This window comes from Candidatus Phyllobacterium onerii (assembly GCF_028331445.1).
Classification (GTDB): Bacteria; Pseudomonadota; Alphaproteobacteria; order Rhizobiales; family Rhizobiaceae; genus Phyllobacterium; species Phyllobacterium onerii.
This window is the reverse complement of sequence record NZ_JAQMHX010000001.1, coordinates 283,815-307,778: the sequence shown is the minus strand read 5'-3', so window position 1 is coordinate 307,778 and position 23,964 is coordinate 283,815. Positions and strand designations below refer to the sequence as shown.

At 56.4% G+C, this 23,964-nt stretch carries 22 protein-coding genes; 7 read left to right on the top strand and 15 right to left on the bottom strand.

Features of this window, described 5'->3' with window-relative positions; translation table 11 throughout:
• Positions 1-2: 2 nt before the first annotated feature.
• The 5 genes from PHA01_RS01495 to PHA01_RS01475 are packed head-to-tail and all read right to left on the bottom strand — an operon-like array spanning position 3 to position 6,157.
• Positions 3-905, bottom strand: a complete 903-nt coding sequence (locus PHA01_RS01495; RefSeq protein ID WP_271892880.1) for a patatin-like phospholipase family protein — start codon at positions 903-905, stop codon at positions 3-5.
• A 16-nt stretch (positions 906-921) separates the two neighbouring features.
• Positions 922-2,232: a M16 family metallopeptidase gene (locus PHA01_RS01490; RefSeq protein WP_417020886.1), complete on the bottom strand. Its 1,311-nt coding sequence runs from the start codon at positions 2,230-2,232 to the stop codon at positions 922-924.
• Positions 2,229-3,701 (bottom strand): M16 family metallopeptidase, encoded by a 1,473-nt coding sequence (locus PHA01_RS01485; protein WP_271892878.1) that lies wholly within the window; start codon positions 3,699-3,701, stop codon positions 2,229-2,231. The genes PHA01_RS01490 and PHA01_RS01485 overlap by 4 nt, the downstream gene beginning before the upstream one ends.
• Before the next feature lie 48 nt (positions 3,702-3,749).
• Complete coding sequence (rsmD, locus tag PHA01_RS01480; RefSeq protein ID WP_271892876.1) at positions 3,750-4,307, bottom strand: 16S rRNA (guanine(966)-N(2))-methyltransferase RsmD; 558 nt, start codon at positions 4,305-4,307, stop codon at positions 3,750-3,752.
• Between the two features lie 11 nt (positions 4,308-4,318).
• Positions 4,319-6,157, bottom strand: a complete 1,839-nt coding sequence (locus tag PHA01_RS01475) for a pseudouridine synthase (protein ID WP_271892874.1) — start codon at positions 6,155-6,157, stop codon at positions 4,319-4,321.
• Positions 6,158-6,256: 99 nt separating this feature from the next.
• Between PHA01_RS01475 and PHA01_RS01470 the strand changes: the two genes are divergently transcribed.
• Positions 6,257-6,688, top strand: coding sequence for a nucleoside deaminase (locus PHA01_RS01470; protein WP_417020907.1), 432 nt, complete (start codon positions 6,257-6,259; stop codon positions 6,686-6,688).
• Here PHA01_RS01470 and PHA01_RS01465 read toward each other — a convergent pair.
• The 8 genes from PHA01_RS01465 to PHA01_RS01430 form a co-directional block, all read right to left on the bottom strand.
• Entirely contained in the window at positions 6,685-7,671 is a 987-nt protein-coding gene (locus PHA01_RS01465) for an Lnb N-terminal periplasmic domain-containing protein (RefSeq protein ID WP_271892871.1), read from the bottom strand. The two genes, PHA01_RS01470 and PHA01_RS01465, sit on opposite strands and share 4 nt — an antisense overlap.
• An 83-nt stretch (positions 7,672-7,754) precedes the next feature.
• Positions 7,755-9,692, bottom strand: a complete 1,938-nt coding sequence (locus PHA01_RS01460; RefSeq protein ID WP_417020906.1) for an autotransporter family protein — start codon at positions 9,690-9,692, stop codon at positions 7,755-7,757.
• A complete protein-coding gene (locus tag PHA01_RS01455; protein WP_271892869.1) occupies positions 9,641-10,528 on the bottom strand; it encodes a hypothetical protein in 888 nt (295 codons plus the stop codon). Before PHA01_RS01455 ends, PHA01_RS01460 begins: the two co-directional genes overlap by 52 nt.
• A gap of 178 nt (positions 10,529-10,706) precedes the next feature.
• On the bottom strand, positions 10,707-11,378 hold the full coding sequence (locus PHA01_RS01450) for a hypothetical protein (protein WP_271892868.1): 672 nt from the start codon (positions 11,376-11,378) through the stop codon (positions 10,707-10,709).
• A gap of 191 nt (positions 11,379-11,569) precedes the next feature.
• Positions 11,570-14,488 (bottom strand): isoleucine--tRNA ligase, encoded by a 2,919-nt coding sequence (gene ileS / locus PHA01_RS01445; RefSeq protein ID WP_271892866.1) that lies wholly within the window; start codon positions 14,486-14,488, stop codon positions 11,570-11,572.
• 274 nt (positions 14,489-14,762) lie between these two features.
• Positions 14,763-15,605, bottom strand: a complete 843-nt coding sequence (locus PHA01_RS01440; protein WP_271892864.1) for a MipA/OmpV family protein — start codon at positions 15,603-15,605, stop codon at positions 14,763-14,765.
• A 103-nt stretch (positions 15,606-15,708) separates the two neighbouring features.
• Positions 15,709-16,689 (bottom strand): bifunctional riboflavin kinase/FAD synthetase, encoded by a 981-nt coding sequence (locus PHA01_RS01435; protein WP_271892863.1) that lies wholly within the window; start codon positions 16,687-16,689, stop codon positions 15,709-15,711.
• Positions 16,690-16,700: 11 nt separating this feature from the next.
• Entirely contained in the window at positions 16,701-17,549 is an 849-nt protein-coding gene (locus tag PHA01_RS01430; protein ID WP_271893899.1) for a TIGR01459 family HAD-type hydrolase, read from the bottom strand.
• Between the two features lie 160 nt (positions 17,550-17,709).
• On the opposite strand from PHA01_RS01430, the gene PHA01_RS01425 reads away from it, so the two are divergent.
• On the top strand, positions 17,710-18,708 hold the full coding sequence (locus PHA01_RS01425; protein WP_271892861.1) for a cation diffusion facilitator family transporter: 999 nt from the start codon (positions 17,710-17,712) through the stop codon (positions 18,706-18,708).
• Entirely contained in the window at positions 18,705-19,019 is a 315-nt protein-coding gene (locus PHA01_RS01420) for an ArsR/SmtB family transcription factor (RefSeq protein WP_271892859.1), read from the top strand. Before PHA01_RS01425 ends, PHA01_RS01420 begins: the two co-directional genes overlap by 4 nt.
• A gap of 51 nt (positions 19,020-19,070) precedes the next feature.
• Here PHA01_RS01420 and PHA01_RS01415 read toward each other — a convergent pair whose 3' ends face one another.
• Positions 19,071-20,084: a zinc-binding alcohol dehydrogenase family protein gene (locus PHA01_RS01415; RefSeq protein WP_271892857.1), complete on the bottom strand. Its 1,014-nt coding sequence runs from the start codon at positions 20,082-20,084 to the stop codon at positions 19,071-19,073.
• A gap of 102 nt (positions 20,085-20,186) precedes the next feature.
• Here PHA01_RS01415 and PHA01_RS01410 point away from each other — a divergent pair, with 102 nt between their 5' ends.
• The 3 genes from PHA01_RS01410 (at position 20,187) to groL (ending at position 22,783) form a co-directional block, all read left to right on the top strand.
• A complete protein-coding gene (locus tag PHA01_RS01410) occupies positions 20,187-20,537 on the top strand; it encodes a winged helix-turn-helix transcriptional regulator (RefSeq protein WP_271892855.1) in 351 nt (116 codons plus the stop codon).
• Between the two features lie 245 nt (positions 20,538-20,782).
• Positions 20,783-21,079, top strand: coding sequence for a co-chaperone GroES (gene groES, locus PHA01_RS01405; RefSeq protein ID WP_106715529.1), 297 nt, complete (start codon positions 20,783-20,785; stop codon positions 21,077-21,079).
• A 57-nt stretch (positions 21,080-21,136) separates the two neighbouring features.
• Positions 21,137-22,783, top strand: coding sequence for a chaperonin GroEL (groL, locus tag PHA01_RS01400; RefSeq protein ID WP_271892853.1), 1,647 nt, complete (start codon positions 21,137-21,139; stop codon positions 22,781-22,783).
• 103 nt (positions 22,784-22,886) lie between these two features.
• Here the strand turns inward: groL and PHA01_RS01395 are convergent, their stop codons facing one another.
• The gene (locus PHA01_RS01395; protein WP_271892852.1) at positions 22,887-23,294 is read right to left on the bottom strand and encodes a winged helix-turn-helix transcriptional regulator; all 408 of its coding nucleotides are present in this window, start codon (positions 23,292-23,294) and stop codon (positions 22,887-22,889) included.
• 89 nt (positions 23,295-23,383) lie between these two features.
• Between PHA01_RS01395 and PHA01_RS01390 the strand changes: the two genes are divergently transcribed.
• A complete protein-coding gene (locus PHA01_RS01390) occupies positions 23,384-23,944 on the top strand; it encodes an NADPH-dependent FMN reductase (RefSeq protein ID WP_271892851.1) in 561 nt (186 codons plus the stop codon).
• The last annotated feature ends 20 nt before the right edge of the window (positions 23,945-23,964 follow it).

Sequence of the window (23,964 nt, the reverse complement as noted above, 5' to 3'; positions counted from 1 at the left end):
ATTCACTCAAGTTCGCGATGCTCGACATAGGTGATGGCGGCATCGACCGCTCGTTTCAAGTCTTCCTTGATGCCGGCCGAGTCGCGCAATACCTGCTCAACGCGGAGAAAATCGAGAACACCGAACCGTGCGACGTTTGGGCGGAGGAAAATTGCCGGCGGATCGGTACGCAGGCGTGTCGCGATGATCGACTGCATCATCAACTGACTGGCGCCGAACATCGCATCGATCGACGATGGAAATTTACCGATATCGCCTTCCGGTCCTCCGACGACGTCGATAGCGATGACGAACTGTGCCTTGTCCTTTACGTGATCGAACGGAACGGGGTTATAGATGCCACCATCGATGAGAATGCAATCGTCCCGAAATACGGGGCGGAACAATGCCGGTATGGCTGCTGAAGCGGCGATGGCGCTGTAAAGATCACCTTCGGCGATCGGCACCTCTCTTTGACCGTAAAAGTCGGTGGCGGTTACACTCAGTGGAATAGTCAATTCTTCGAACGTATCCGGAATGCGATCGGGAAGAAAACTCTTGAGCACCTTTTCAATATTAAATTGGCTGAAGCGGATACCACCGCCTAGCATTTCACCAAAACTGGCAGGGCGCATACGCCACAGCCGTGCCGCAATTTCGGCGCGCCGCGACAAGGTGGCGATCGCATACTCGCGGATGTCACGGCCGGACATGCCCGCCGCCATGCCTGCGCCCATGATTGCACCTATGGAGGAACCGGATATTGCCGTTGGCCGTATGCCAAGCTCGTCCAGGGCCTCGATGACATTGATATGAGCGAGCCCCCTCGCCCCGCCGCCGCCGAATGCAATGGCGAAAGTCGGCGTATCGGCGCTATTACCCGCGCCATCTGATCCATGCATCTCTTGCAGATCGCGAGCGATCATGGCGCTCCCATCCTTCTCAGGATTGTGGCGATCCGACGATGAGAATGGCCGGATCCGTTTCAAGCAATTTTTTGGCCGCGGCTTTCACCTGATCGAGCGTAACAGCATTGATCAGCTCGGCGCGCTTGTCGATATAGTCCCGGCCCAGATTTTCGTCCTGCAAGCCGATAAGCGTACTGGCGACAGCCGACGACGAGTCGAGATTGTTCACCGCATAGGACCCTACAAGGTACTTCTTGGCTTCGACAAGTTCATCTTCCGTTGGGCCGTCCTTGGCCATTTTGGCGATCTCGGTTTTGATGATCTGCAGGGTTTCGTTAGCGCGATCGGCCCGGGTTGCCGTGCTCACCATCAGCGCCGCCATATGATCGCGTGTAACGAGATTCGAGCCCGCCGAATAAGCAAGACCGCGCTTTTCGCGCACCTCATTGTATATGCGCGAAGAGAAGGTGCCTCCGCCGAGAATATGGTTCATGATGTAGGCTGGAAAGAAATCCGGATCCTGACGGCGAACACCGGGATAAACCATGGAAATCGATGTCTGCGGCAGAGCGTAATCGACGCGCGTGATCTGACCAAATGCAAGCTTGGCTTCACTGATAGTCTCGAGTTCAGCCTTCTCAGGAAGGTCGCCGAATACCTTGTCAAGCAGCGGGCTCAACTCTTCCGGGCTGATTGAACCGACCACTGCAACGATCAGATTATCGCGGGCGAAGTTGCGTTTGTGAAAGGTTGCCAGATCATCGTGGGTGATCGAGTTCAGGCTCGCTTCAGTGCCTTCTGAACGACGCCCATAGGGATGATCGCCATAAAGTACTTCTGCGAATTTACGTCCAGCTATCGTGTTGGGATCGCGTTCAGATGACTTGATCCCCGCAATAATCTGCTGACGAATCCGGTCGATCGGGGCTTGATCGAAACGAGGCTTGTTGACCGCCAGTGTCAGAAGATCAACGGCTTGATCTCGCTTCTCGGCGAGCATACGAATGGATCCCGTAACGTCGTCATCGTCGGCGTTGAAGCCCATCTCAGCGCCGACGTCGTCAAGCTTCTCCTGAAAAGTTTCCGAATCGAGATCCCCGGCGCCTTCATCGAAGAGGCCGGTCATCAAATTGGCAAGACCTTCCTTGCCGTTAGGATCCTGTGTCGATCCGCCCTTGAATGAAAAGCGCATGGAAATCAGCGGGACGAAATCGTCCTGCACCAGCCAGGCCTTGATGCCTTTCGGCGAGACAACTTCCTTTATTTCGACTGCATAACTTGGAGCAGCAGAAAACAGGATCAGGAAAAACAGGGCGGCAAATCGCTTCATGATTGGCGCGGTCATTGGACGGCCCCTTCTGCAGGCGCTTCTGGTTGTTGTGCTTCTGCGGGCTCGTTGTCCGATTTCTGATCAGGTTTGCCGTCCTCGGGCATGAGATAGCTCGTGACAGAGCGGCTATCGACAAGATAGCGCTGCGCCACAGTCTGGATATCCTGAACCTTTACCGCACGGATGCGGTCTGGCCATTCCTGGATGTCCTGAATGGTTTGTCCGGTCGAGAGCGTCGAGCCATAGATGCGCGCCATGCCAGCCTGACTGTCGCGGGCGAAAATCACGCTCTTCAGGAAGCGATTGCGCGCCTTCTCAAGTTCGTCTTCCGTCACACCATCCTTGATGATTCTGGCGATCTGAGCGTCAATCCCAGCTTCGACTTCGGTAAGGGTTGCTGTACCGCGCGGCGAACCGTAGACACCGAAACTGCCGGTATCCAGCGACCCGCCTTGATAGTACGCGCCGGCGCTTGCAGCAGTTCCGTCAGTGATGACCAGTGACTGGTAGATGCGACTGCGGTTGGATCCACCCAAGATTTCACCCAAGAGATCCAAGGCTTCAGCTTCTCCGGGTTTGGCACTGGTATAGGAAGGAGCAAGCCACATCTTCTGGAAACTCGGTTGTGAGACCCGCGGGTCGGCCAACGAGACAGTACGCTTGGTATTCTGCTCCGGCTCCTGCGGACGCTCGCGTTTTCCAGGCTCTGCCCGGCGCGGAACCTTGCCATAAGTCTTTTCCGCAAGCGCCTTCACCGTAGCCAGATCGACATCACCCGAGACCACAAGCGTCGCGTTGTTCGGGGTGTAATATTTGACGTAAAATGCCAGCGCGTCCTTGAGATTTAGCTGCTGCATTTCGTGCAGCCAACCAATTACCGGCATCCGGTAGGGATGGTTCTGATAGAGCGTTGCATTAACCTCTTCCGCGAGCAAGGCCGAAGGGTTGCTGTCGGTCCGCGAGCGGCGCTCCTCAAGCACGACATCGCGTTCGGTCTTGACCACATCGTCATTCAAAATGAGGTTTTCCATGCGGTCGGCCTCATAGGTCATGACCATTTCGAGAGCCGATGGGGCGACCTGCTGATAGAACGCAGTGTAGTCGTAAGAGGTAAAGGCGTTTTCCTGTCCACCGATCTCGGCAACCTTGCGGGAAAATTCACCCGCCGGAAAGGTCTTGGTGGCTTTGAACATGAGATGTTCAAAAAAATGTGCGATGCCCGATTTGCCGGGTTCTTCATCTGCTGAACCGACGTGGTACCACATCATGTGGGTGACGACAGGCGCGCGATGATCCGGAATCACGACAACTTCGAGTCCGTTGTCCAGATGGAACGACGAAACGTCATCTTTATTGGTTGTCTCAATCGCCTTCGCGGTTTGCGGAACAGTATCTGCGCGTGCTGGAACGAAGGAAACAGCCGCAAGGGTCGATGCGCCGACCAGGACAAATACCGCAAGGGCGCGGCTTAAAACGAAGGACATACAGATCGATCCAGTTCTGTTTCACAAAAAGCGATACAATCGCGGTCTTTACGACTTCAATGTGACAAGCCGTATAACCGTTCCGCCGTATGGACGTTCTTCAACCACGACAAATCGCGAATCGAGTTCGACCACGGCTTCAGCCTCTTCCTCAAGCACCAGAAGTGTGTCTGGATTGAGCCAACCGCCGTCAAGTGCGGATTTGAATGCCATCTCGCCGAGGCCTCTCCCATAGGGGGGATCGGCGAAGACCAGATCAAATGGCTCGATGGTGCCTGCGTCGCCAAGTTTCGTCGCATCACGGCGGAATATCTTGGTGTTACCGAGCAGACCGAATGCCTCGACGTTGGTGCGGATCAGTCCGCGCCCTTCCGTCGATTCTTCAATGAACACACCATAGCGAGCGCCGCGAGACAATGCCTCAAGGCCCAGTGCGCCAGTCCCGGCGAAAAGGTCGAGTACGCGCGTCGATTCAAACTTTTCCGGGTAGTTGTGCACCAGAATATTGAAAAGGCTTTCGCGCGTACGGTCGGTCGTCGGCCGTATTGCGTTGGAGACGGGCGTCGCCAAGGCACGCCCGCGAAATCTGCCACCGACAATTCGCATGGCTTCAGGTCCTAGGATTTGGGTTTGTCGCCACGCGGAGGACGACTTGCGCCGCCACCGGTCCGGCCTCTCGGTGGACCTTTGGGCCCGCCATATGGCCGGTCTCCGCTTTTACCATCCTGGCGGCCGGGCGCTCGGGTTGGCTTGCCGCTCGCCCCATAGGGGCGTTCGGCCCGCGCTGGGCGGTCACCCTGAGCCGGACGCTCACCCCTCGCTTCCCGCTCCTTCAATTCGGCACGCTCCCGCTTGCCGACTCGCGGCGGGCGATCCGGACGAGGTCCGTCCCTCGAACTTTCTGGCCTTGCCGCGCTGAACGCCCGCTTCGGTCGTTCGGCATTGTCGCCTTCGCTTCGCGGGGCGCGCGGAGAAAAACTGCGTGGCTTGTCGCCGGCATAGCCAGCTGACGAACGGCCACCGGTGGGGCGATCCCCGACAGGACGATCACCGGCAGGCCGAGCGGAGCCTTCGCCGAAACGCTTCGGCTTGTCAGCCCGCGGGCTGTCCGAACGGCCTCGCTCTTCTCGCGCTGCCACGGCCTTCGCCCTCGCCTTGCCCATCGGACGCGCGCCAGGCGCCATCCAGACATTGGCGCCGCGAGACTTGCGCGGAGCAGCGGCTTCGTCTTCCTTGCGCTCCCGATCAGCTTTCGATGACACGCCGTGTTGGGCGCGCGTCTTTCGATCGTCTTCGCGTGGCGCGCGTGCCGGGCGATCTTCACGACCGCCGCGAGGCACCGCCGGTCGCTCATTGCGATCCGTGGTCCAGCGCGAAAGGGTTTCCTCCCGCTTCTCATCCTTCGATTTGCGTGGCCCTCGGGACTTGGCGACAGGAGCACTGGAAATCCATTCGGATGAGCGGCGCTCCGGACGCTCGCTCGGTTGCTGGACCGCCTCGCCCTTCACCGCGTCATTGGAGAACACGTTGATTATTGGCGCATCGAAATCCGCACCGGATTCTTCGATCAGCCGTTCCCCGAGCTGGTCGCGCAAGGTTCGGCCATTCATTTCGCGCACCGAGCCTTCCGGCAGATCGCTAAGCTGGAACGGTCCATAGGAAATACGGATCAGCCGGTTAACTGAAAGTCCAAGCGCGCCAAGTACATTCTTGACCTCGCGGTTTTTGCCTTCGCGCAAGCCAACCATGATCCAGACGTTCGAGCCTTGTTCGCGTTCCAGGGTCGCTTCGATCGCGCCGTAGAAGACGCCATCGACTGCAATGCCATCCTTGAGGGTATCGAGCTTTTCCTGGGTAATGCTGCCATGAGCACGAACACGATAGCGGCGGAGCCAGCCGGTAGACGGTAGTTCAAGAGCGCGCGACAGGCCGCCATCGTTGGTGAGAAGCAGCAAGCCTTCCGTGTTGATATCGAGACGACCGACGGAAAGAACGCGCGGCATATCCTTAGGCAAAGATTCAAAGACGGTCTGGCGCCCTTCCGGGTCACGGTTGGTCGTAACAAGACCTGCGGGCTTGTGGTAGAGCCAAAGACGTGTGCGTTCCTTTTGCGGCAAAGGCTTGCCATCGACTTCGATGCGATCGGCAGGCATGACATTGATAGCCGGGCTTTCGAGCCGCTTGCCATTGACGGAAACGCGGCCTGCGGCGATCATCGTTTCGGCCTCGCGCCGAGAAGCTATGCCGGCCCGCGCCAAGCGCTTGGCTATACGTTCGCCTTCTTCGGCTGGTGCTTCGTCACGTGAGGGTTTGTGCTGGTCAGCCCCACGTTTGGCGGGAGCAGTGTCGAACTTGCGTGGGCCTCTGGCGCGATCGCCGTCGTTGCCTCGCTTGTCGAAGCTGCGCTTTTCAAAGGGACGTTTGCCGCCCTTCCCGTCATCATTTGAACTTGTCATGGAATGTTTGCCTTTCAGCAGCGCTCACTAACAGCTATGAGGTTTTCTTGCGAGTAAATTCTGGACGATGAGCGCCGCGTGAACCAAAAAACTGATCCAATGAGTGTGGCTCTAGCCGAAGCGCATGACGCCGCGACGCGCGCCGAGGTGCCGATCGGTGCGGTCCTGGTCAAGGATGGGACAATCGTGGCGCAGGCGGGCAATCGCACGCGCGAGCTCAACGATCCAACCGCACATGCGGAAATCCTCGTCATTCGCGAAGCCTGCCGCATCCTTGATGACGAACGCCTCACCGGTTGCGATCTCTACGTAACGTTGGAGCCCTGCACCATGTGTGCGGCGGCAATTTCTTTCGCCCGTATAAGGCGGCTCTACTACGGCGCACAGGACATCAAAGGCGGCGGCGTGGACAACGGAGCGCGGTTTTTTGCTCAGCCGACGTGCCACCATGCTCCTGAGGTATATTCCGGCTTTCAAGAACAGGAAGTGGAAGTCATGCTCAAGGAATTCTTCCGCACCAAAAGACTTTAATTTTCCGCCCTGATCTTCGCGGAAAAATCGGTATCTGAGCCAGCATCCTGAGCCCGCTGGTTGATCGAAGCTGCTCTTATCGTCGCGTCCAATGGTCCGCGATGATCGATGGCGCCGATATCATAAAGGTAGCCGGGCAAATAACCTGACAGAATGACCCGGTAATCCAGCGGCAGTTCCGGAGTTATGGCGCGGACCATGTCGAAAACCACCGTCGTGCAATTGGCCGTTATTGTATTATAGAATTTTGCTGTGCTCGCCCGATGATTGGCGTTGTCGATATAGGACAGGAAGAGTGCCTGTCGCATCTCCGGTTTGAGGTTGATGCGGTAGCGATAAACGTCTTCCTTGCGGATATTGGTACGCAATCGAATGATATCGCGCTCATCTGCGGCAATCATCGCCAGCTCGAATTCCTTGAAGAACCCTCCGACTTCGGAGAACACTTCATGACGCTCCTTGCGTATCTCTGCGGAGAAAACTACGTGATCGCCGTTATTGAAGCCGAAGCTGACAAGCGTGTGGGCGATAGCGGGGTTCGACCAATAGGACAGAAACAGGTCGACGGACTCCAGATCTTGAAGATCATAGGTCCGAACTTCCCAGCGTGGTGTGTAGTCAGTCGGCGTACGCCATTCAAAGTTGCGAATGTTAGATATCGTTACAAAGTTGCCGTTAAGTGAGCCGGTCACAGTCTGCGCAACATCATCGGCCCAAATACGATTCAGCGAGGGTTTGATCGTGCTCCACCAGTAACCGAGGCCAATCATGACCGGTACCAGCACGACGAGTGCGCGCCAGCCACGACCTTTAAACTCGAGCCAAAGTACGGCGAAAGCGATCGCCGCCCAGAGCAAGAGGCAACCGATGTTACCGGCAATGCCAAACGGCAATTGATACCAGAGTGCAAACCCTCCCCACAGAAAGCCAATAAGCGTCAAAATTATAAGGATGATCAGGCCAAGAAATCGCAGGATGAACAATTGTTGCTGTCCTCGATGGGAAGATGGAAGCGACGCGCTCCCCTTGTAAACGAAAGCATCAATCCGTTCCACAATTCTCGTTGCTAGAATCGCACTGTCAGATCGGCTTTGACACCGTGATCCTGCACTTCGCTGGCAATCTGCCCACGATAGGAAAAGCCAAATGTGGTGGCCGGCGCAAGATCAATGTCCAAACCCACCTCGACCAGTGCAGCATCCCGAGCGATCGGCAATGCCGATATCTCGAAGCTATCCATACCAGCAAATGTAAGCGACGATAACGGCGTGACATCGCCGTAGGCATGCCGCCAGCCTGCCATGCCCCGAAGCGTCGCCGTGGCATCGCCGAACAACAATTCCTTTGAGCCGCGCAATCCAAACGTGGTAAATGTGACATCGGTGTCCGACGAAGCACCGGCCAGCGCGGCCGAACCACCCTTTTCAGCGAAACTGTCAACATGCAGATTGGCATAGGACAGATTGGCGAAGGGCTCGAGAGTTCCGCTTTCGGCCTGGATTTCGTAGCCAAGTTCGCCAAAGATTTGTGCAGTTCCACCACCATAGTCTGCAGTCAGATGTTCCTGCGATCCTGTGAACTGGACCAGACGATTGGTGTCGATGGCATGCCACGTATAGCTAGCACCCGAGCGCAGATTGAGAGTCCCAAACTCGGCACCGCCATAGATACCTAGATGATAATTATCGACATCGGCTGAAGCACCCAGGTCCGGTTCGTCGATGTTGGTACGGCTGTAACCAGCGAGCGCTCCGACCCGGACATTTTCACCGAACGGCACGTCGCCGCCAATGAGAATGCCACCCACGGACCGATCGAGACCGGGTACTTGGTCATTGCTGTTCCAATCGGCCCATGACCCGAGCCCCTGCGCCCAAATGGCGAAGCGATCGCCTGCCGCTGCTTGGGGCTCGACACCGTCTGGCCCATAAGCAAGAACCGGAAAGGATGGCGCCGCGACAACTTCGAATGCAGCGCGAAGCCGGTTGTTGGCCGCATCCCGTATGAAACGGCTGTCATCCAGCAGCACGCTCTTGAGAGAACCGTGGATTTCACCGGGCAGCTGGGCGATTGTGAGCAGTGCGGTAGCCCTGTCCAATCCCAGCAATTTTCCGATAAGGGGATTTTCGTCCGCGATTGGATCCAGCGCGATGAAATCGTCGATGGATTTTGCGGCACGGCGTTGATTGGGTGTCTTCGCGATTTCGGCAAAGTCGATGTCGTTACGGCGCAGGATCAGCTTGACGTTGCTTGGATCATAGGTGAGGGCGGGATCGAGGAACTGGAGGTTCGATGTCACACCGCCGAACTCGCTGCCGTTCAATCCGCCCGTAGCCGTTAGGATGGTATAGGCCGTACCGATGCGCCAACTGCCGGCTGAAGCGATGACATCCACCTGTGCGCCGCCCAGCGTTGCATTTCCGGAGACCAATGTCCTGTCGCTGTTGCCAGCCGGATCGACTTCGACCTGATAGGTCGACCCTTGGTTGAACGAGAGATTGCCGTTAACGTGCAGCGTACCCATGGAATTGCCCGGAGCCAGGAGACCACCATCGTTAATTGACGTGGAGCCCACGGTGCCGGTTCCACCCAACAGCCCGGTCTTCTCGACACTAATGATCCCGCCGAGTGTGCCATTGACAATCAGATTGCCCCTCGCAAGGTTGGTATTGCCGGTGAAGCCGCTGCTGTCTCCCGTCTGAATCACGTTGCCTGAAAGCACATTGAATGCGCCCGGCCCACTCATGCGAGCTGTAAGATTATAGTCCGTCGCGGGATCGAGATTGAACGTGCCGCTGCCTGGGCCGAAAGCGATGCTATCTGTTTGCAAAGTTCCGCCTAGAACGTTGAGCGTTCCTGACGAACCAGGTTCGGAAGCGATGCTTATGATGGGACTCGCAACTGTACCGCCGCTACCAAGGGTCAACGTTCCGGTGCCGGAATTTCCAACGATCAGTTCCGATGCAGCAGAAAGTGCAGCCCCTGTGCCAGCGACATTGACAATGCCAGTCCCTGAGCCGGCTGCGATATTCTGCGCAGGTACCCCAGCCCCTCCGCCAATATCAACCCTATCAAGACTTCGAACAGCGGCACCGTCCAGCACCGAGAGCGAACCACTCCCGCCGAGGCCGACGAACAGAAACGCCCGGGATCAAGCACTGAATTCGCACCCCGGATGGTGACTGTGCCATTGGCCTCGGGGAACCGCGCTATAGCGACGACCGTATCGGTCGATACACGGCCACCTGCAATGATATCCAGAGAACCTGCGCCTCGAATGCCGACGCTTAGCCGAGATCCGGCCTCCCAGAGGGAACCAGTGCCATCAACGCGGACCGTTCCCGAGCCGCCGACTTCTGACCCGATCGCCGTCGCTGCAGGGTCGCCATTAAAATCCGCACCGGCATCGAATACCCTTGCACCGTTCTCAACAACGAGAGATCCCGTTCCGGCTCCGCCGATCAACATCTGATGGCCATAATCGAACGACGATCCCGCCCCAGTCACCAGGACGCTGCCGATACCGCCAAGATCCCCACCAGCTTCTGTCACCATTCGAGTCACAATCAGATCGACGCGCGTGAGAAAAGCAACACCACCGTCGCGTATGATCAATTCCCCTTGAGCATCACGGCCAACATTAAGCAGAAATCCCACATCCCAAGGGCTGGGTTGTGGCCCGGGAACCGACAGGATTCCACTCTCGACCTGACCACTCGTTACGATTTGTTGGGCAACAACCGGCCCGACAGGAATGAGGATAAAAACGGAAAAAGAGAACGTTGTCAGACCCGCGCGCAAGGCACGACTAGTTTTATCCGCCATCCTGACAACAATCATTCGAACACCCCCCAACGCCCCAAGGGTTCGACTAGTGTCAGAAATAATAACACTTAAGTATTAGGGTGCGCAAATATCGTTGTAGTTGCAATTAGTTGTCGGTGCGACAACCTTCGCGGCCGGTCAGGAATACCGCCTCAACAATTGTGGATGTTACAGATTGCGCGCTTGGTGAACCCTATTCCCAAGGAATAAGATTCTTCCAACTAAAGCCCTTGTTTTTCTTTGCAGCGGCTTTGCGTTCCCGTTCTTTCTTGGCCTCGTCTTCACCCAGCTCATTGGCTGCAGCGGTTGACGCTGGCGCACGATATTCGAGTGGCGGCTCGCTCAGGTAACGACGAGTCGTTGGCGATCCGGCTGTTGACGCAAGCTTGCGAGCGCGAAAATCTGCGGCCGCACTGCTTTTCGATCCTTGATTGGCAGGGGACTTGTCATTGAAGAACCCATATTCCGGCTTGCCTGCAGATCGCTGGGCAAGAGGCATGTCGTTCTCTACTTCAGGCGTAAAGTTCGGATTGTTCTGGTTGGCAGTAGCTGTGTCGCGTATGCGCTTGCGCCGCGCCTCGGGCGATTCCGGCCAATTTGCCCTATCGGTGGTCACGACATCATTCTGCGGTGCTGGCAGTTGTGCTACCTTGCCCTCGGCCGGGCGGACGAGCTCGGGACGCGGGTTGTAAGCGATCTGGTTCTTCTTCTTGGATTGTCCGAAGGAGGCCATGTTCGATACGTCGTCGAGAAGCTGGCTGCCAGCAGTCTTGTCCGTACCATAGGTGGGCGACGACACGCAGCCGCCAAGCGCCAGTGACGCGACCAGTGCACCGAAAACCGTTATGCGTCCGTTCAAATCCATACTCGCTATTTCCAACCCATGTCTGGGCAGTTCCGACTGCCGATCAATTTTGCTTGATCTATGCCCTGCCTCTAAAATCAGGCAACTCAATGGCAAGCCTTTTACATGAGGCCAATTAGATTAAGCAAGTCTGTGCATGTTTTTACAGAGGAATATGCGGATCACTTTATCCAGCAATCCGCATTTCTTCTCTAAACAGCAAGCTTTCCAAGTTTTTCCAGCTCGTGTAGAGCCTCGGCATCACGGGCCGAAACATCAGGAAATGCCGGGTCCAGGCCGACATCATGCGTATATCGCCACGAACGGGCACATTTCATGCCCGTTGCACGTTGGGATACAACTGCAACGCCCTTCACATCATCGGCGACAAACGCATCCGCAGGTGCTTTTTCGCTTTTTATCGTGATGTCGCTGGTGATGCAGATCTCCGCCATATCCAGACCTTTCACCGCGGCAAGCAATTCCGGATCGGTAATGTAGACCACAGGCGCCGCCTCAAGGGACGAGCCGATGGTTTTCTTTGCCCTCTCCAGTTCAAGCGCGCCGGTAACGACACGGCGAACATCCTTCACCTTGCGCCATTTGGCGGCGAGTTCGTCGTTCTTCCATTCCTTTGGCGTTTCCCGGAACTGCTCAAGATGTACCGATACTGCATCCTTGTGAAGGTCCAGCCAAGCTTCCTCCATCGTGAACGGCAGCATTGGGGCGAGCCATGTGACGATGCGGTCAAAAAGCAGGCGCACGACCTGAAGCGAGGCTTTGCGCCTGATGCTCGACGGCGCGTCGCAATAGAGCGAGTCCTTGCGGATGTCGAAATAAAAGGCGGATAGTTCGACATTCATGAAGTCGATCAACGCGCGGGTGATACGCTTGAACTCGAAAGCGTCATAGCCCGTGCGTACAACCTCATCGAGTTCGGCAAGCCGATGCAGCATCAGCTTCTCGAGCTCCGGCATATCGTCATAGGCGATCTCGGCGCCTTCATCATGAGCAAGCGTGCCAAGCATCCAGCGGATCGTATTGCGCAATTTGCGATAGGCATCGATGTTGGTCTGGATGATGTTCTTGCCGAGACGCTGATCTTCCCAATAATCGGTCGTCATGACCCAAAGACGTAGGATATCCGCACCGGAATCCTTGATGACATCCTGCGGGGTCACCGTATTGCCGAGCGATTTCGACATCTTTCGTCCTTCCTCATCCATGGTAAACCCATGGGTGACAAGGGTGTCGTAGGGCGCGCGACCACGCGTACCGCAGCTTTCCAGCAGCGAGGAATGGAACCAGCCGCGATGCTGATCCGAACCTTCGAGATAGACATCGGCAGGCCATTTCAGGTCGGGCCGGTCCTCCAACGTAAACACATGGGTTGAACCGGAATCGAACCAAACATCAAGAATATCGCGGACCTGCGTCCATGGCTCATTGGCCTTTTCGCCAAGAAACCGCTCGCGAGCGCCTTCGGCAAACCATGCGTCGGCTCCTTCCTGCTCGAATGCTTCGAGGATGCGAGCGTTGACGCCGTCGTCCTTTAGGACATTGCCGTCTTCGTCGGCAAAGACGCAGATCGGCACACCCCAGGCGCGCTGGCGCGACAACACCCAATCAGGGCGATCTTCGATCATCGCACGCAAACGGTTCTGGCCACCGGCAGGGACGAAACGTGTTTCGTCAATCGCGGCAAGTGCCCGCGAACGCAGCGTCGTCTGATCGCCGAGGTCCTTGTCCATATAGACGAACCATTGCGGTGTATTGCGGAAGATCACCGGCTTCTTCGAGCGCCACGAATGCGGATAGGAATGCTTCAGGCGACCACGCGCGAACAGCGCACTACGCGCGATGAGTTCTTCGATGACAGCCTTGTTGGCATCGCCCTTTTTGCCATTGTCGTCGATAACGCGCGCGGCACCGCCTTCACGGTCGGGGCCGAAGCCCGGCGCGTCCTTTGTATAATAGCCGGCATCATCGACGGTGAACGGGATTGCCGAAGAAATGCCGCGAGCTTCAAGATCGCTGCGCGCGTCCGTCCATGCATCGAAATCCTCGCGGCCATGACTGGGAGAGGTATGCACGAAACCTGTGCCGGCATCGTCGGTGACATGATCGCCGGGCAGCATGGGCACAGGAAATTCATATCCGCCGCTAAGGCCTTTAAAGGGATGAGCAAGCGTGATCGCCGCAGGTTCATCAGCCGAAACGGTCCTGATGCGCTTGAAGGTCAGCTTGGCTTTCGTTGCCGATTCTTCGGCAAGGGCATCTGCAAAGATCAGCTTTTCACCTGGACGGGGACCGAAATCGTTCTCAGCCGTCTCAACTTCATAAAGACCGTAAGCGACGCGCGGCGAGTAGCTGACGGCACGGTTACCTGGGATGGTCCAGGGGGTCGTCGTCCAGATGACGACATGCGCGGACAATAAATCCCGGGGTCCTTCAGCAACAGGAAATTTCACCCAGATCGTATCGCTTTCGATATCTGCATATTCGACCTCGGCTTCGGCGAGCGCGGTGCGTTCGACCACCGACCACATGACCGGCTTGGAGCCGCGATAGAGCTGGCCGGACATGGCGAATTTCAATAATTCACCGGCAATGCGGCTCTCTGCATGGAAGGCCATGGTCGTGTAAGGATTTTCGAAATCGCCTTCGATCCCGAGGCGCTTGAACTCCGCCGACTGGACCTTGATCCAGTGCGTAGCGAACTCACGACATTCCTTGCGGAATTCGTTGATCGGCACCTCGTCCTTGTCCTTGCCTTTGGCGCGGTACTGCTCCTCGATCTTCCATTCGATAGGCAGACCGTGACAGTCCCAGCCGGGCACATAATTGGAGTCATAGCCGCGCATCTGGAATGAACGCGTGATGACGTCCTTGAGGATCTTGTTCAGCGCGTGGCCGATATGGATGTTGCCATTGGCATAGGGCGGACCGTCATGCAGAACATAGAGCGGTCGCCCATTCGCGTCTTCGCGTAGCTTTTTATAGAGGTTCATCTCCTGCCAGCGTGCGACGAATTCCGGTTCCTTGGCAGGAAGTCCCGCACGCATCGGAAAGTCCGTTTGCGGCAGATAGAGTGTTTTCGAATAGTCGAGTGTCGTGGACGTGTCGGTCATTTTACCAGCTTGTGATGGGGCCCGCGCGTTATCGCAGCGGGCAAGATTCGAAGAAATCATATATTAGAGCGCAAAGGCGCCGCCCCGGACCTTCCGCACCAGAAAGCCGAAGCTTCAGGAACGCGGCAAGGCCGGGCCAGTAATTCGTATCGCCCGAATAGGTATGGACTGCGCGCCAGTCCAGCAAACGGTTTTCATGCCGCGCTTTTAGCAATCACTGCTCATAGAATAAAGAGGGAGGCGCAATAAACTTCGCGTGCGTCGCCTCAGCCCCTTAAAGCGCGAAGTCGAAGCGGTAGGTTGCCTGCACGCCCAATGTCGCCTGATTGGCTGAACCGCGTTCCCTGACCAGGCTTGAATCTGCCGCTGGCCCCATCAACCGGCTATATTCGGCATAGGCGCTCGTGGTGATCTTATCGGTGGTCTGCCAGGTGATTTGACCGCCGACCCCAAGCGATTTAAGGCCGCCGCCCGGCGAATACTGTGCGAGGCCCGACGCCACGGACTCGCTGGCAGCCACACCATAATATTCCTCAAAATAGTCTTTGGAGGCAACGGTTGCACGCGGACCCGCAGACACGCGCACTGTCGGTGTTATGTCCTTGAAAGCATCGATGGCAAAATCGGCAACGACGCCATCATGAGCGCCGATACCGCGCCGCACCTCGACTCGGCCGCGAATATTGTCTGTCGGATAGAATTCTGCAAAGCCACCGAGCTCGAATCCCCAGTCGACATCGTGAAGGCCTTTGAGATCATCAGAGTCACCACGGTCGCGACCGGTTATCAGTTTTCCGGTGATCCCGGCCCGAAAAACGCCTGTGTCGATGAAACCGAGGGAGGCATTGTCGTTGAGCGAAGAAAAACGAACCGACTTACCTGCACGGCCAAGGGAGATAACCGGGGCAGCGCTGAGCATATAGTCCTTGGCGCCTTCATACTTTGGAGCAACGAAGCCTTTCGCACCAAGCGTCAGATACCAGTCGCCTGACCACCAATGATCCCCGCGCGTGCTACTGGTTGGCTGGCTGTCCGGATAATACTCATCAGCAAAAACTGCAGTTGATCCCGCAAAAAACAGTGCGCTCGAGAGAGCGCCAATCAGGCGAATAGACATGAAATCACTCCGGAACCCTGCCTGGGAGGTGGCAAGTTATCCGGAGAAACTACCGAAAGATAGATAAAATTGGCTTTATTGTCTTGGTAAACAATTTACCAATTCAATCGAAGTTGATCGCCTGGTCGAGCGCTGACAATGGCCGCACACCCTGCAACAAGGCCCGCGATTCCTCTTCATCACGCTTAATTTGCTGCATCATCGGTTCCAGGCCGTCGAATTTTTCCTCGCCGCGCAGATAACCAAAGAATGATACAGCGCAGGTTTCACCATAGAGATCGCCATTGAAATCGAAGACATAGGTTTCGAGCAGCGGTTCACCATCTGTGTCGACTGTCGGCCGCCGGCCGAAGCTGGCAACGCCATCGTAGAGTGTGCCGTCCGCCCTGCGGAAGCGCACGGTGTAAATGCCGTGTTTCAGATGTGTTTCCGGCGGCAAAACCATGTTGGCTGTCGGAAATCCAATCGTACGGCCTAGCTGTTTGCCGCGAATGACCTCTGCCCGAATACGGTGGCGATAACCAAGTAGACCCGCGGCCTCCACCACCTCCCCTTCGCCGAAAAGCTCGCGAATGCGGCTTGATGAGATTGCGTGGCCGCCCTCATCGCGAAAGGCATCAACCAGGGTGACGTGAAAGCCACGCTTTTCGCCGGCATCCATCAGAAAGGCGGGTCCGCCTTGACGGTTCTTGCCGAAATGAAAATCAAAACCAGTAACGATGCGGCTCGCTGCCAGGGCGCCGACCAATATCTGGTCCACAAATACGTCTGCTGTCAGTTGCGAAAACTCGCGGGTGAAGTGGCACTCGACCACTGCATCAAAGCCCAATGCTTCGAGAATAGAGGCTTTCTCGGCGGCCGGGGTCAAGCGGTCGACCGGCTGGTCCGGTACAAACACGCTGCGCGGATGCGGCTCGAAAGTCAGCACGAGAGAAGGCTTTCCCGCCGCCTGTGCCGCCTCGAGCGCGCGTTCCAGCACGGCCTGATGACCGCGATGTACACCATCAAAATTGCCAATCGCGACCACGGCATCCTTGAGGTGCTCGGGCAAATGGTTCGGATCGCTCAGACGCAGGATCGACATGAACTTTAGCCTCAGGCCAGCATTGTCATTGTGGCCACAGGATTGCTGCCGTGCTTCGCCAGAAATGCAAGCAGTTTCTCAAGGTCTTGAACGCCGCCCATGACGTAGTCTCCAGCATGGATACCACCGGAAATATAGAGAGCATCGATCCCGAAAAGGTCGGCGCCCTTGATGTCAGTCAGCATACCATCGCCGATAGCGAGGACGCGGGCGAGATCGACAGGCTCGCCGCGCACCTCCGTAGCAGCGGCAACAGCCGCCTCGTAGATTGGGCGATGCGGCTTGCCGGCAATCAAAGTCCGGCCGCCAAGTTGGCCATAGTCACGGGCAAGCGCTCCTGCGCACCATATGAGGCGGTCGCCGCGCTCGACGACAATATCCGGATTGGCGCAAATGAACGGCAGATCACGCGACCGCAATCGAGTGAGCATTTCGGCATAGTCTTCGGGTGTTTCCGTCTCGTCATCAAAGAACCCGGTGCATACGACGACGTCTGCTTCGCGTTCCTCGACAAGTTCGACGTCCAACCCTTCATACAGCGTTTCATCGCGCTCAGGCCCAAGGTGAAAGACGTGGCGCGGTGAATTACGGATCAACTCGCGTGTCACGTCCCCCGATGTGATAATGCGATCGTACGAAGATTCGGGCACGCCAAGCGCGTGTATCTGCTGTGCGACGCTATCGAAACGGCGCGGTGCATTGGTTATAAGGACGACCGTCAGACCGGCTTGCCGCGCACGTGAAAGAGCCGCCGATGCGGAAGCAAAAGAATCGACTCCATTGTGCAGAACACCCCAAACATCGCAGAGGAGGACATCGTAACGATCCATCAATTCGTCGAGACGCTGCAAATGTATCATATCGGTCATGCCGATCCTTTCCGAGAACGTGAAGCCCGACATCGCTTACCCGATTGCTTGAAATGTGTCACCCATGATCATCGGCGATTGTTTTGGATGGCAACATTGACATCATACATATGAACACGTACTGATGTGTTTGTTAGAAATAGAGCAAGCTATGTCACATTCCCACAAAGGCCACGACCACGCGCCGAAGATCACGGTGGATAATCAGCGCAAGGTGTTGATTGCGTTTTTCATTACATTCGCCTTCATGATCGTCGAGGTCATCGGCGGTTTATTGTCCGGTTCGCTGGCGCTGATCGCCGACGCGGGTCACATGGTGACCGATGCCGCTGCGCTGGCTCTGTCCTATGCGGCATTCCATTTCGGCAAACGGGCCGCCGATGAGCGGCGCACATTCGGCTATTTGCGCTTTGAAGTCATTGCCGGGCTGATGAATGCCATAGCGCTCTTCGCTATCTTGATCTGGATTACCATCGAAGCAATCGATCGCTTCCGCAACCCCGGTGAAGTACTGGCAGGGCCGATGCTGATCGTGGCGACGATCGGGCTTCTCATCAATATTGCCGTATTCTGGATTCTTACGCGCGGCGACAGCGACCACGTCAATATCAAGGGCGCGATCCTGCATGTGCTGGGCGATCTGCTTGGTTCCGTCGGGACAATCATCGCCGCTATCGTCATCTATTATACGGACTGGACGCCGATAGATCCCATCCTCTCGGTCTTCGTATGCCTACTTATCCTGCGCAGTGCCTGGGCATTGCTGCGAAATTCAATGCATATTCTCCTTGAAGGTGCGCCGGCGAACGCTTCGCCTGAAGAAATCGAGCAGCATTTGAAGAAAACCATACCCGGTTGCGCCAATGTTCGGCACGTTCACGTCTGGATGATCACATCAGGGAAAGCGCTCGCGACGTTGCATGTGCTGCCGCAAGCGGACGCCAACCCGCGTTTGCTGGTCAAGCAGGTTGAAGCCGAGTTGAGAAAGAAGTTCGGGATTGAACATTCGACCATCGCCATCGACTGGCCGGATACCGCGCCGGAGGATTGCTGCCTTGGCATAGAGCCGGGCGGCGGTCACGAAGAACATGACCATGCGGATCACGACCACGCGCCGCATAGTCATGGTCACGAGGATCATAAACATTGAGCAAGGCAGCAATTCCATCGCAGCTCGATACGACGATCCTTGCAGAGACGTTTCGGCTGCTTGGCGATCCGACGCGACTGCGCATCCTGTTCTTTTGTCTAGATGAGCCGAGGTCCGTTGGGGATATCGCGGCGAGCCTCGATCTGTCGCAATCGCTGGTAAGCCATCACCTGCGACTGTTGCGCGGGGCACGGCTGGTACGGGGCAACCGGCAGGCAAAGCAGATCTTCTACGAGCTTGCCGACAAGCATGTCAGCGACATGCTTGTCGATATGGCGCATCACGTTTGTGAAGAGCAGGCCGACGACTAGCGCTGCTCTTTGACCCGTCCTTCTATCATTAAGCCATCGTAATTGGCATGATTAGAACCCGGAGAGTACGATTTTGCCCTTGGCGCGGCCGCTTTCGATCAGCGTATGTGCTCTCTTCAAATTCGCTGCGTTGATCTTGCCGAAGTCATCGGCAAGAGTTGTTTTGATCGTCCCCTCGTCAACGAGTTCCGACACCTTGTTCAAAATTCTATGCTGAGCATCCATATCGGGTGTCTTGAACAGCGCCCGTGTAAACATCAACTCCCAATGCAGCGAGATGCTCTTGCGCTTCAACAACATGACATCGAGGGTCTTCGGATCGTCGATGAGTGCGAAGCGGCCCTGGGGCGCGAGTAGCGCGGCGATCTCCGCCAGATGCGTGTCGGAGTTGGTGGTTGAGAACACGAATCCCGGAGCGCCTATACCCAGCGCCTCAACCTGGGTTGCTATGGGTTTCGAGTGATCTATGACGTGATGAGCGCCGAGATCACGGGCCCAAGCCTGCGTTTCCGGACGCGACGCCGTGGCGATGACGGCGAGGTTGGTCAACTTTCGCGCGAGCTGAATAGCGATCGATCCAACTCCACCGGCCCCGCCGATGATAACGATGGCATTGGCCGCCCCGAGGACAGGTGTTTCGACATGAAGCCGATCAAACAACGCTTCCCACGCGGTAATCGATGTCAGCGGTAAGGCGGCCGCGGCGCTGAAGTCCAGCGATGATGGTTTTTTGCCGACGATACGCTCATCGACTAGATGAAATTCTGAGTTCGTGCCGGGACGATCGATCACTCCAGCGTAGAACACTTCATCACCCGGCTTGAAGAATTGTGCCTCGGGACCCACTGCGGCCACGACGCCTGATGCATCCCAGCCAAGCACCTGGGGGCTTTCCCCTTCCGGTTTTACCCTGACCCGGACCTTGGTATCGACGGGATTGACAGATATCGCCCTCACCTCAACCAACAGGTCTCTGCCGCTTGCTTCGGGTTTCGGCAGGTCGATATCGACCAATGAAGTTTCAGCGGTGATGGGTTGCGATTCGAAATAGGCGACAGCGCGCATGATCGTTGCTCCTGGAAAAGTTGACCTGCCCGAGATGCGCCTTATACTACATAAGTGCAAGAATGCACATATAATGCATATAGTGTCAAAAAGGATACCGTCATGCCGCGCGTGCGCCACAAGACGTTTGATTGTTCCGCCGGATGCCCCGTGGAAGGTGTTCTCAACCTGATCGATGGCAAGTGGAAAGGCGTGATCCTCTACCATCTCATGTCAGGTACGCTGCGGTTCAATGAGATTCGCCGCAAGCTAGTCAATGTCACGCAGCGCATGCTGACCAACCAGCTGCGCGAATTGGAAGCTGATGGGCTGATCATACGCAAGGTTTATGCCGAGGTGCCGCCCAAGGTCGAGTATTCGCTTTCGGAGCGCGGTCGTAGTCTGGAGCCGGTTATCAACGCCTTGAAGGCATGGGGTGATGCCAATCTCGCTCTCGACAAGGAAGCAGCCTGACTCTTCGTTTCATCAATACATCACATTTATATGGAATAAAGGCTTGGCTGTAGTAGTTGCGAGCGCCGTGCGATTGCCGATTTTGGGTTCACGCAGAAAAGATTCATCTCAGCTTTCCCTTGACTCTTCAGTGTCATCCCACTATCTCCGGCCGCAGTTAGCACTCACCTCTGTCGAGTGCTAATAACGCGGATGGCGCAGCTGTTCGCGACATCGTTTTGACACCAACATCAAGGGTTCTAACCATGGCCAAGACCAAGTTCCGCCCGCTTCACGACCGCGTCGTAGTACGCCGCGTCGAATCCGAAGCAAAGACTGCAGGCGGCATCATCATTCCGGATACTGCCAAGGAAAAGCCACAGGAAGGCGAAATCGTCTCCGTAGGCACCGGCGCTCGTGACGAAGCAGGCAAGCTCGTACCACTCGATGTCAAGGCAGGCGATTTGATCCTGTTCGGCAAGTGGTCCGGTACGGAAGTCAAGATCGGCGGCGAAGACCTGCTGATCATGAAGGAATCCGACATTCTGGGTATCCTCGGCTAATCACCGTCATTTCAACAAAACTTCGATCAAACCGGGTTCAATCCCAGGAGAGATAAAATGGCTTCCAAAGAAGTAAAATTCGGCCGCGACGCGCGTGAGCGCATGCTGCGCGGCGTCAACATCCTTGCAGACGCTGTCAAGGTAACACTTGGCCCGAAAGGCCGTAACGTTGTTATCGACAAGTCCTTCGGCGCTCCGCGCATCACCAAGGACGGCGTAACCGTTGCCAAGGAAATCGAACTCGAAGACAAGTTCGAAAACATGGGCGCACAGATGGTGCGTGAAGTCGCTTCGAAGACAAACGACATTGCCGGTGACGGCACCACGACCGCTACTGTTCTTGCCCAGGCTATCGTTCAGGAAGGCGGCAAGGCTGTTGCTGCCGGCATGAACCCGATGGATCTGAAGCGCGGCATCGATCTTGCTGTTGCTGAAGTTGTCAAGCAGCTCGGCAAGAGCGCCAAGAAGATCAAGACTTCGGAAGAAGTTGCGCAGGTTGGCACGATCTCTGCCAATGGCGAGACTGAAATCGGCGAAATGATTGCCAAGGCAATGCAGAAGGTCGGCAACGAAGGTGTTATCACCGTTGAAGAAGCCAAGACCGCTGACACCGAGCTCGAAGTCGTCGAAGGCATGCAGTTCGACCGCGGCTACCTGTCGCCTTACTTCGTCACCAACCCTGAAAAGATGGTTGCTGATCTCGAAGACGCCTACATTCTTCTCCACGAGAAGAAGCTCTCGAACCTCCAGGCTCTTCTGCCGGTTCTTGAGGCTGTTGTTCAGACCTCCAAGCCACTCGTCATCATCTCTGAAGACGTCGAAGGCGAAGCTCTGGCTACGCTCGTCGTCAACAAGCTGCGTGGCGGCCTGAAGATTGCGGCTGTAAAGGCTCCTGGCTTCGGCGATCGCCGCAAGGCAATGCTGGAAGACATCGCGATCCTCACCGGTGGTCAGGTCATTTCCGAAGATCTCGGCATCAAGCTCGAAAGCGTTACGCTCGACATGCTCGGCCGCGCCAAGAAGGTGTCGATCACCAAGGAAAATACCACGATCGTTGACGGTCATGGCAAGAAGGGCGAAATCAACGCCCGCGTCGGCCAGATCAAGCAGCAGATCGAAGAAACCACTTCCGACTACGACCGCGAGAAGCTGCAGGAACGTCTTGCCAAGCTCGCTGGCGGTGTTGCCGTTATCCGCGTTGGCGGTGCAACGGAAGTAGAAGTGAAGGAAAAGAAGGACCGCGTTGACGACGCCCTCAATGCAACCCGTGCGGCTGTTGAAGAAGGCATCGTTGCTGGCGGTGGCGTTGCTCTCCTTCGCGCTTCGGCTGGTCTTACCCTCAAGGGTGCAAATGCCGATCAGGATGCTGGCATCAACATCGTTCGTCGCGCTTTGCAGGCTCCGGCTCGCCAGATCGCAACGAACGCAGGCGATGAAGCTTCAATCGTTGTTGGCAAGATCCTTGAGAACAAGAAGGACACCTACGGCTACAACGCGGCTAATGGCGAGTACGGCGATCTGATCGCTCTCGGCATCGTCGATCCGGTCAAGGTTGTCCGTACTGCTCTGCAGGACGCCGCGTCGGTTGCTGGCCTTCTCGTCACCACCGAAGCCATGATCGCCGAAGCTCCGAAGAAGGACAACGGCGGTGCTCCCCAGATGCCAGGCGGCGGAATGGGCGGCATGGGCGGTATGGACTTCTAAGAAGTCTTCATCCAAGCAAATACGGAAAAGGCGGGTTTTTCGACCCGCCTTTTTTGTTATCACAGCTGTTTAACGTACTCTTGTACAGGCTTGGCAAGATTCCCTATTCTGCCGCGTCAGCAAATCCCGGCTGTACCTGGGCGTCCCCGTGGGCTGCATCGAAACGGGCCCGGGCCTCGCTGACACGTTGCTCGTTCCTGATCGCCCAGTCGCCCAGTCCACGCACGGGCACCAGCAGATCACGCCCGAGATCGGTCAGTTCGTAGTCGACACGCGGCGGAATGGTCGGATAGACCGTTCGCGTGACGAAACCGTCGCGCTCGAGGCTGCGTAATGTGCTCGTCAGCATCTTTTGCGAGATACCATTGATCGCCCGTCTCAACTCGTTGAATCGCATTGAGCGATTGCCAAGGTAACTGACGACCAGCACCGTCCATTTATCGCCGACCCGCGCCAGAATGTGATGAACCGCGCTACACGCGGAGGTTACTTCAAAGTGATCCGGTTTCAAAAAAGTGCCTCCTTGCGGTCGTTTCGAACAGTCACTTATATAGCGCCGGTCACAAATAGTTACCATCCCAAGACAAAGGATTTCTCAACATGGCTAAAGCAAAAATCGGCATCATCGTTGGCAGCACGCGGATCGGCCGTTTCGCCGAATTTCCGGCCAAGTGGATCGCCGAAATAGCCGGCAGGCGTGACGATATCGAAATCGAAATCCTCGATTTGCTCGACTATCCCATGCACTTCTTCGGCGAAGAGCGCACGTCGACCGCCCAAACCGAGACGGCAGAGCGCTGGAAAAAGAAACTGCGTGAGTTCGATGGTTTTGTTGTCACCGTTGCGGAGTACAACCATGGCCCGACCGCCGTTCTGAAGAACGCCATCGATCTTGGTGAGTTCATTCACAAGCCGGTTGGATTTGTCGGCTATGGCGGCGTTGGCGGTGCCCGCGCAATCGAGCATCTTCGACTGGTTTTCGTGGAAATGAGTGCCGCATCAGTCAAGACCGGCATCCACATCTCCTTCCCCGAATATCTCACTGTGGTCAAAGGCGAGAAGAAGCTTGCCGACTATGAACATCTCAATGAAGCGGCCAACAACCAGCTCAACCAGCTTGTTCTGTGGGCAAACGCTCTAAAAACAGCTCGTGCTGCTTGATAATTGAAGAGCGGCCGCGC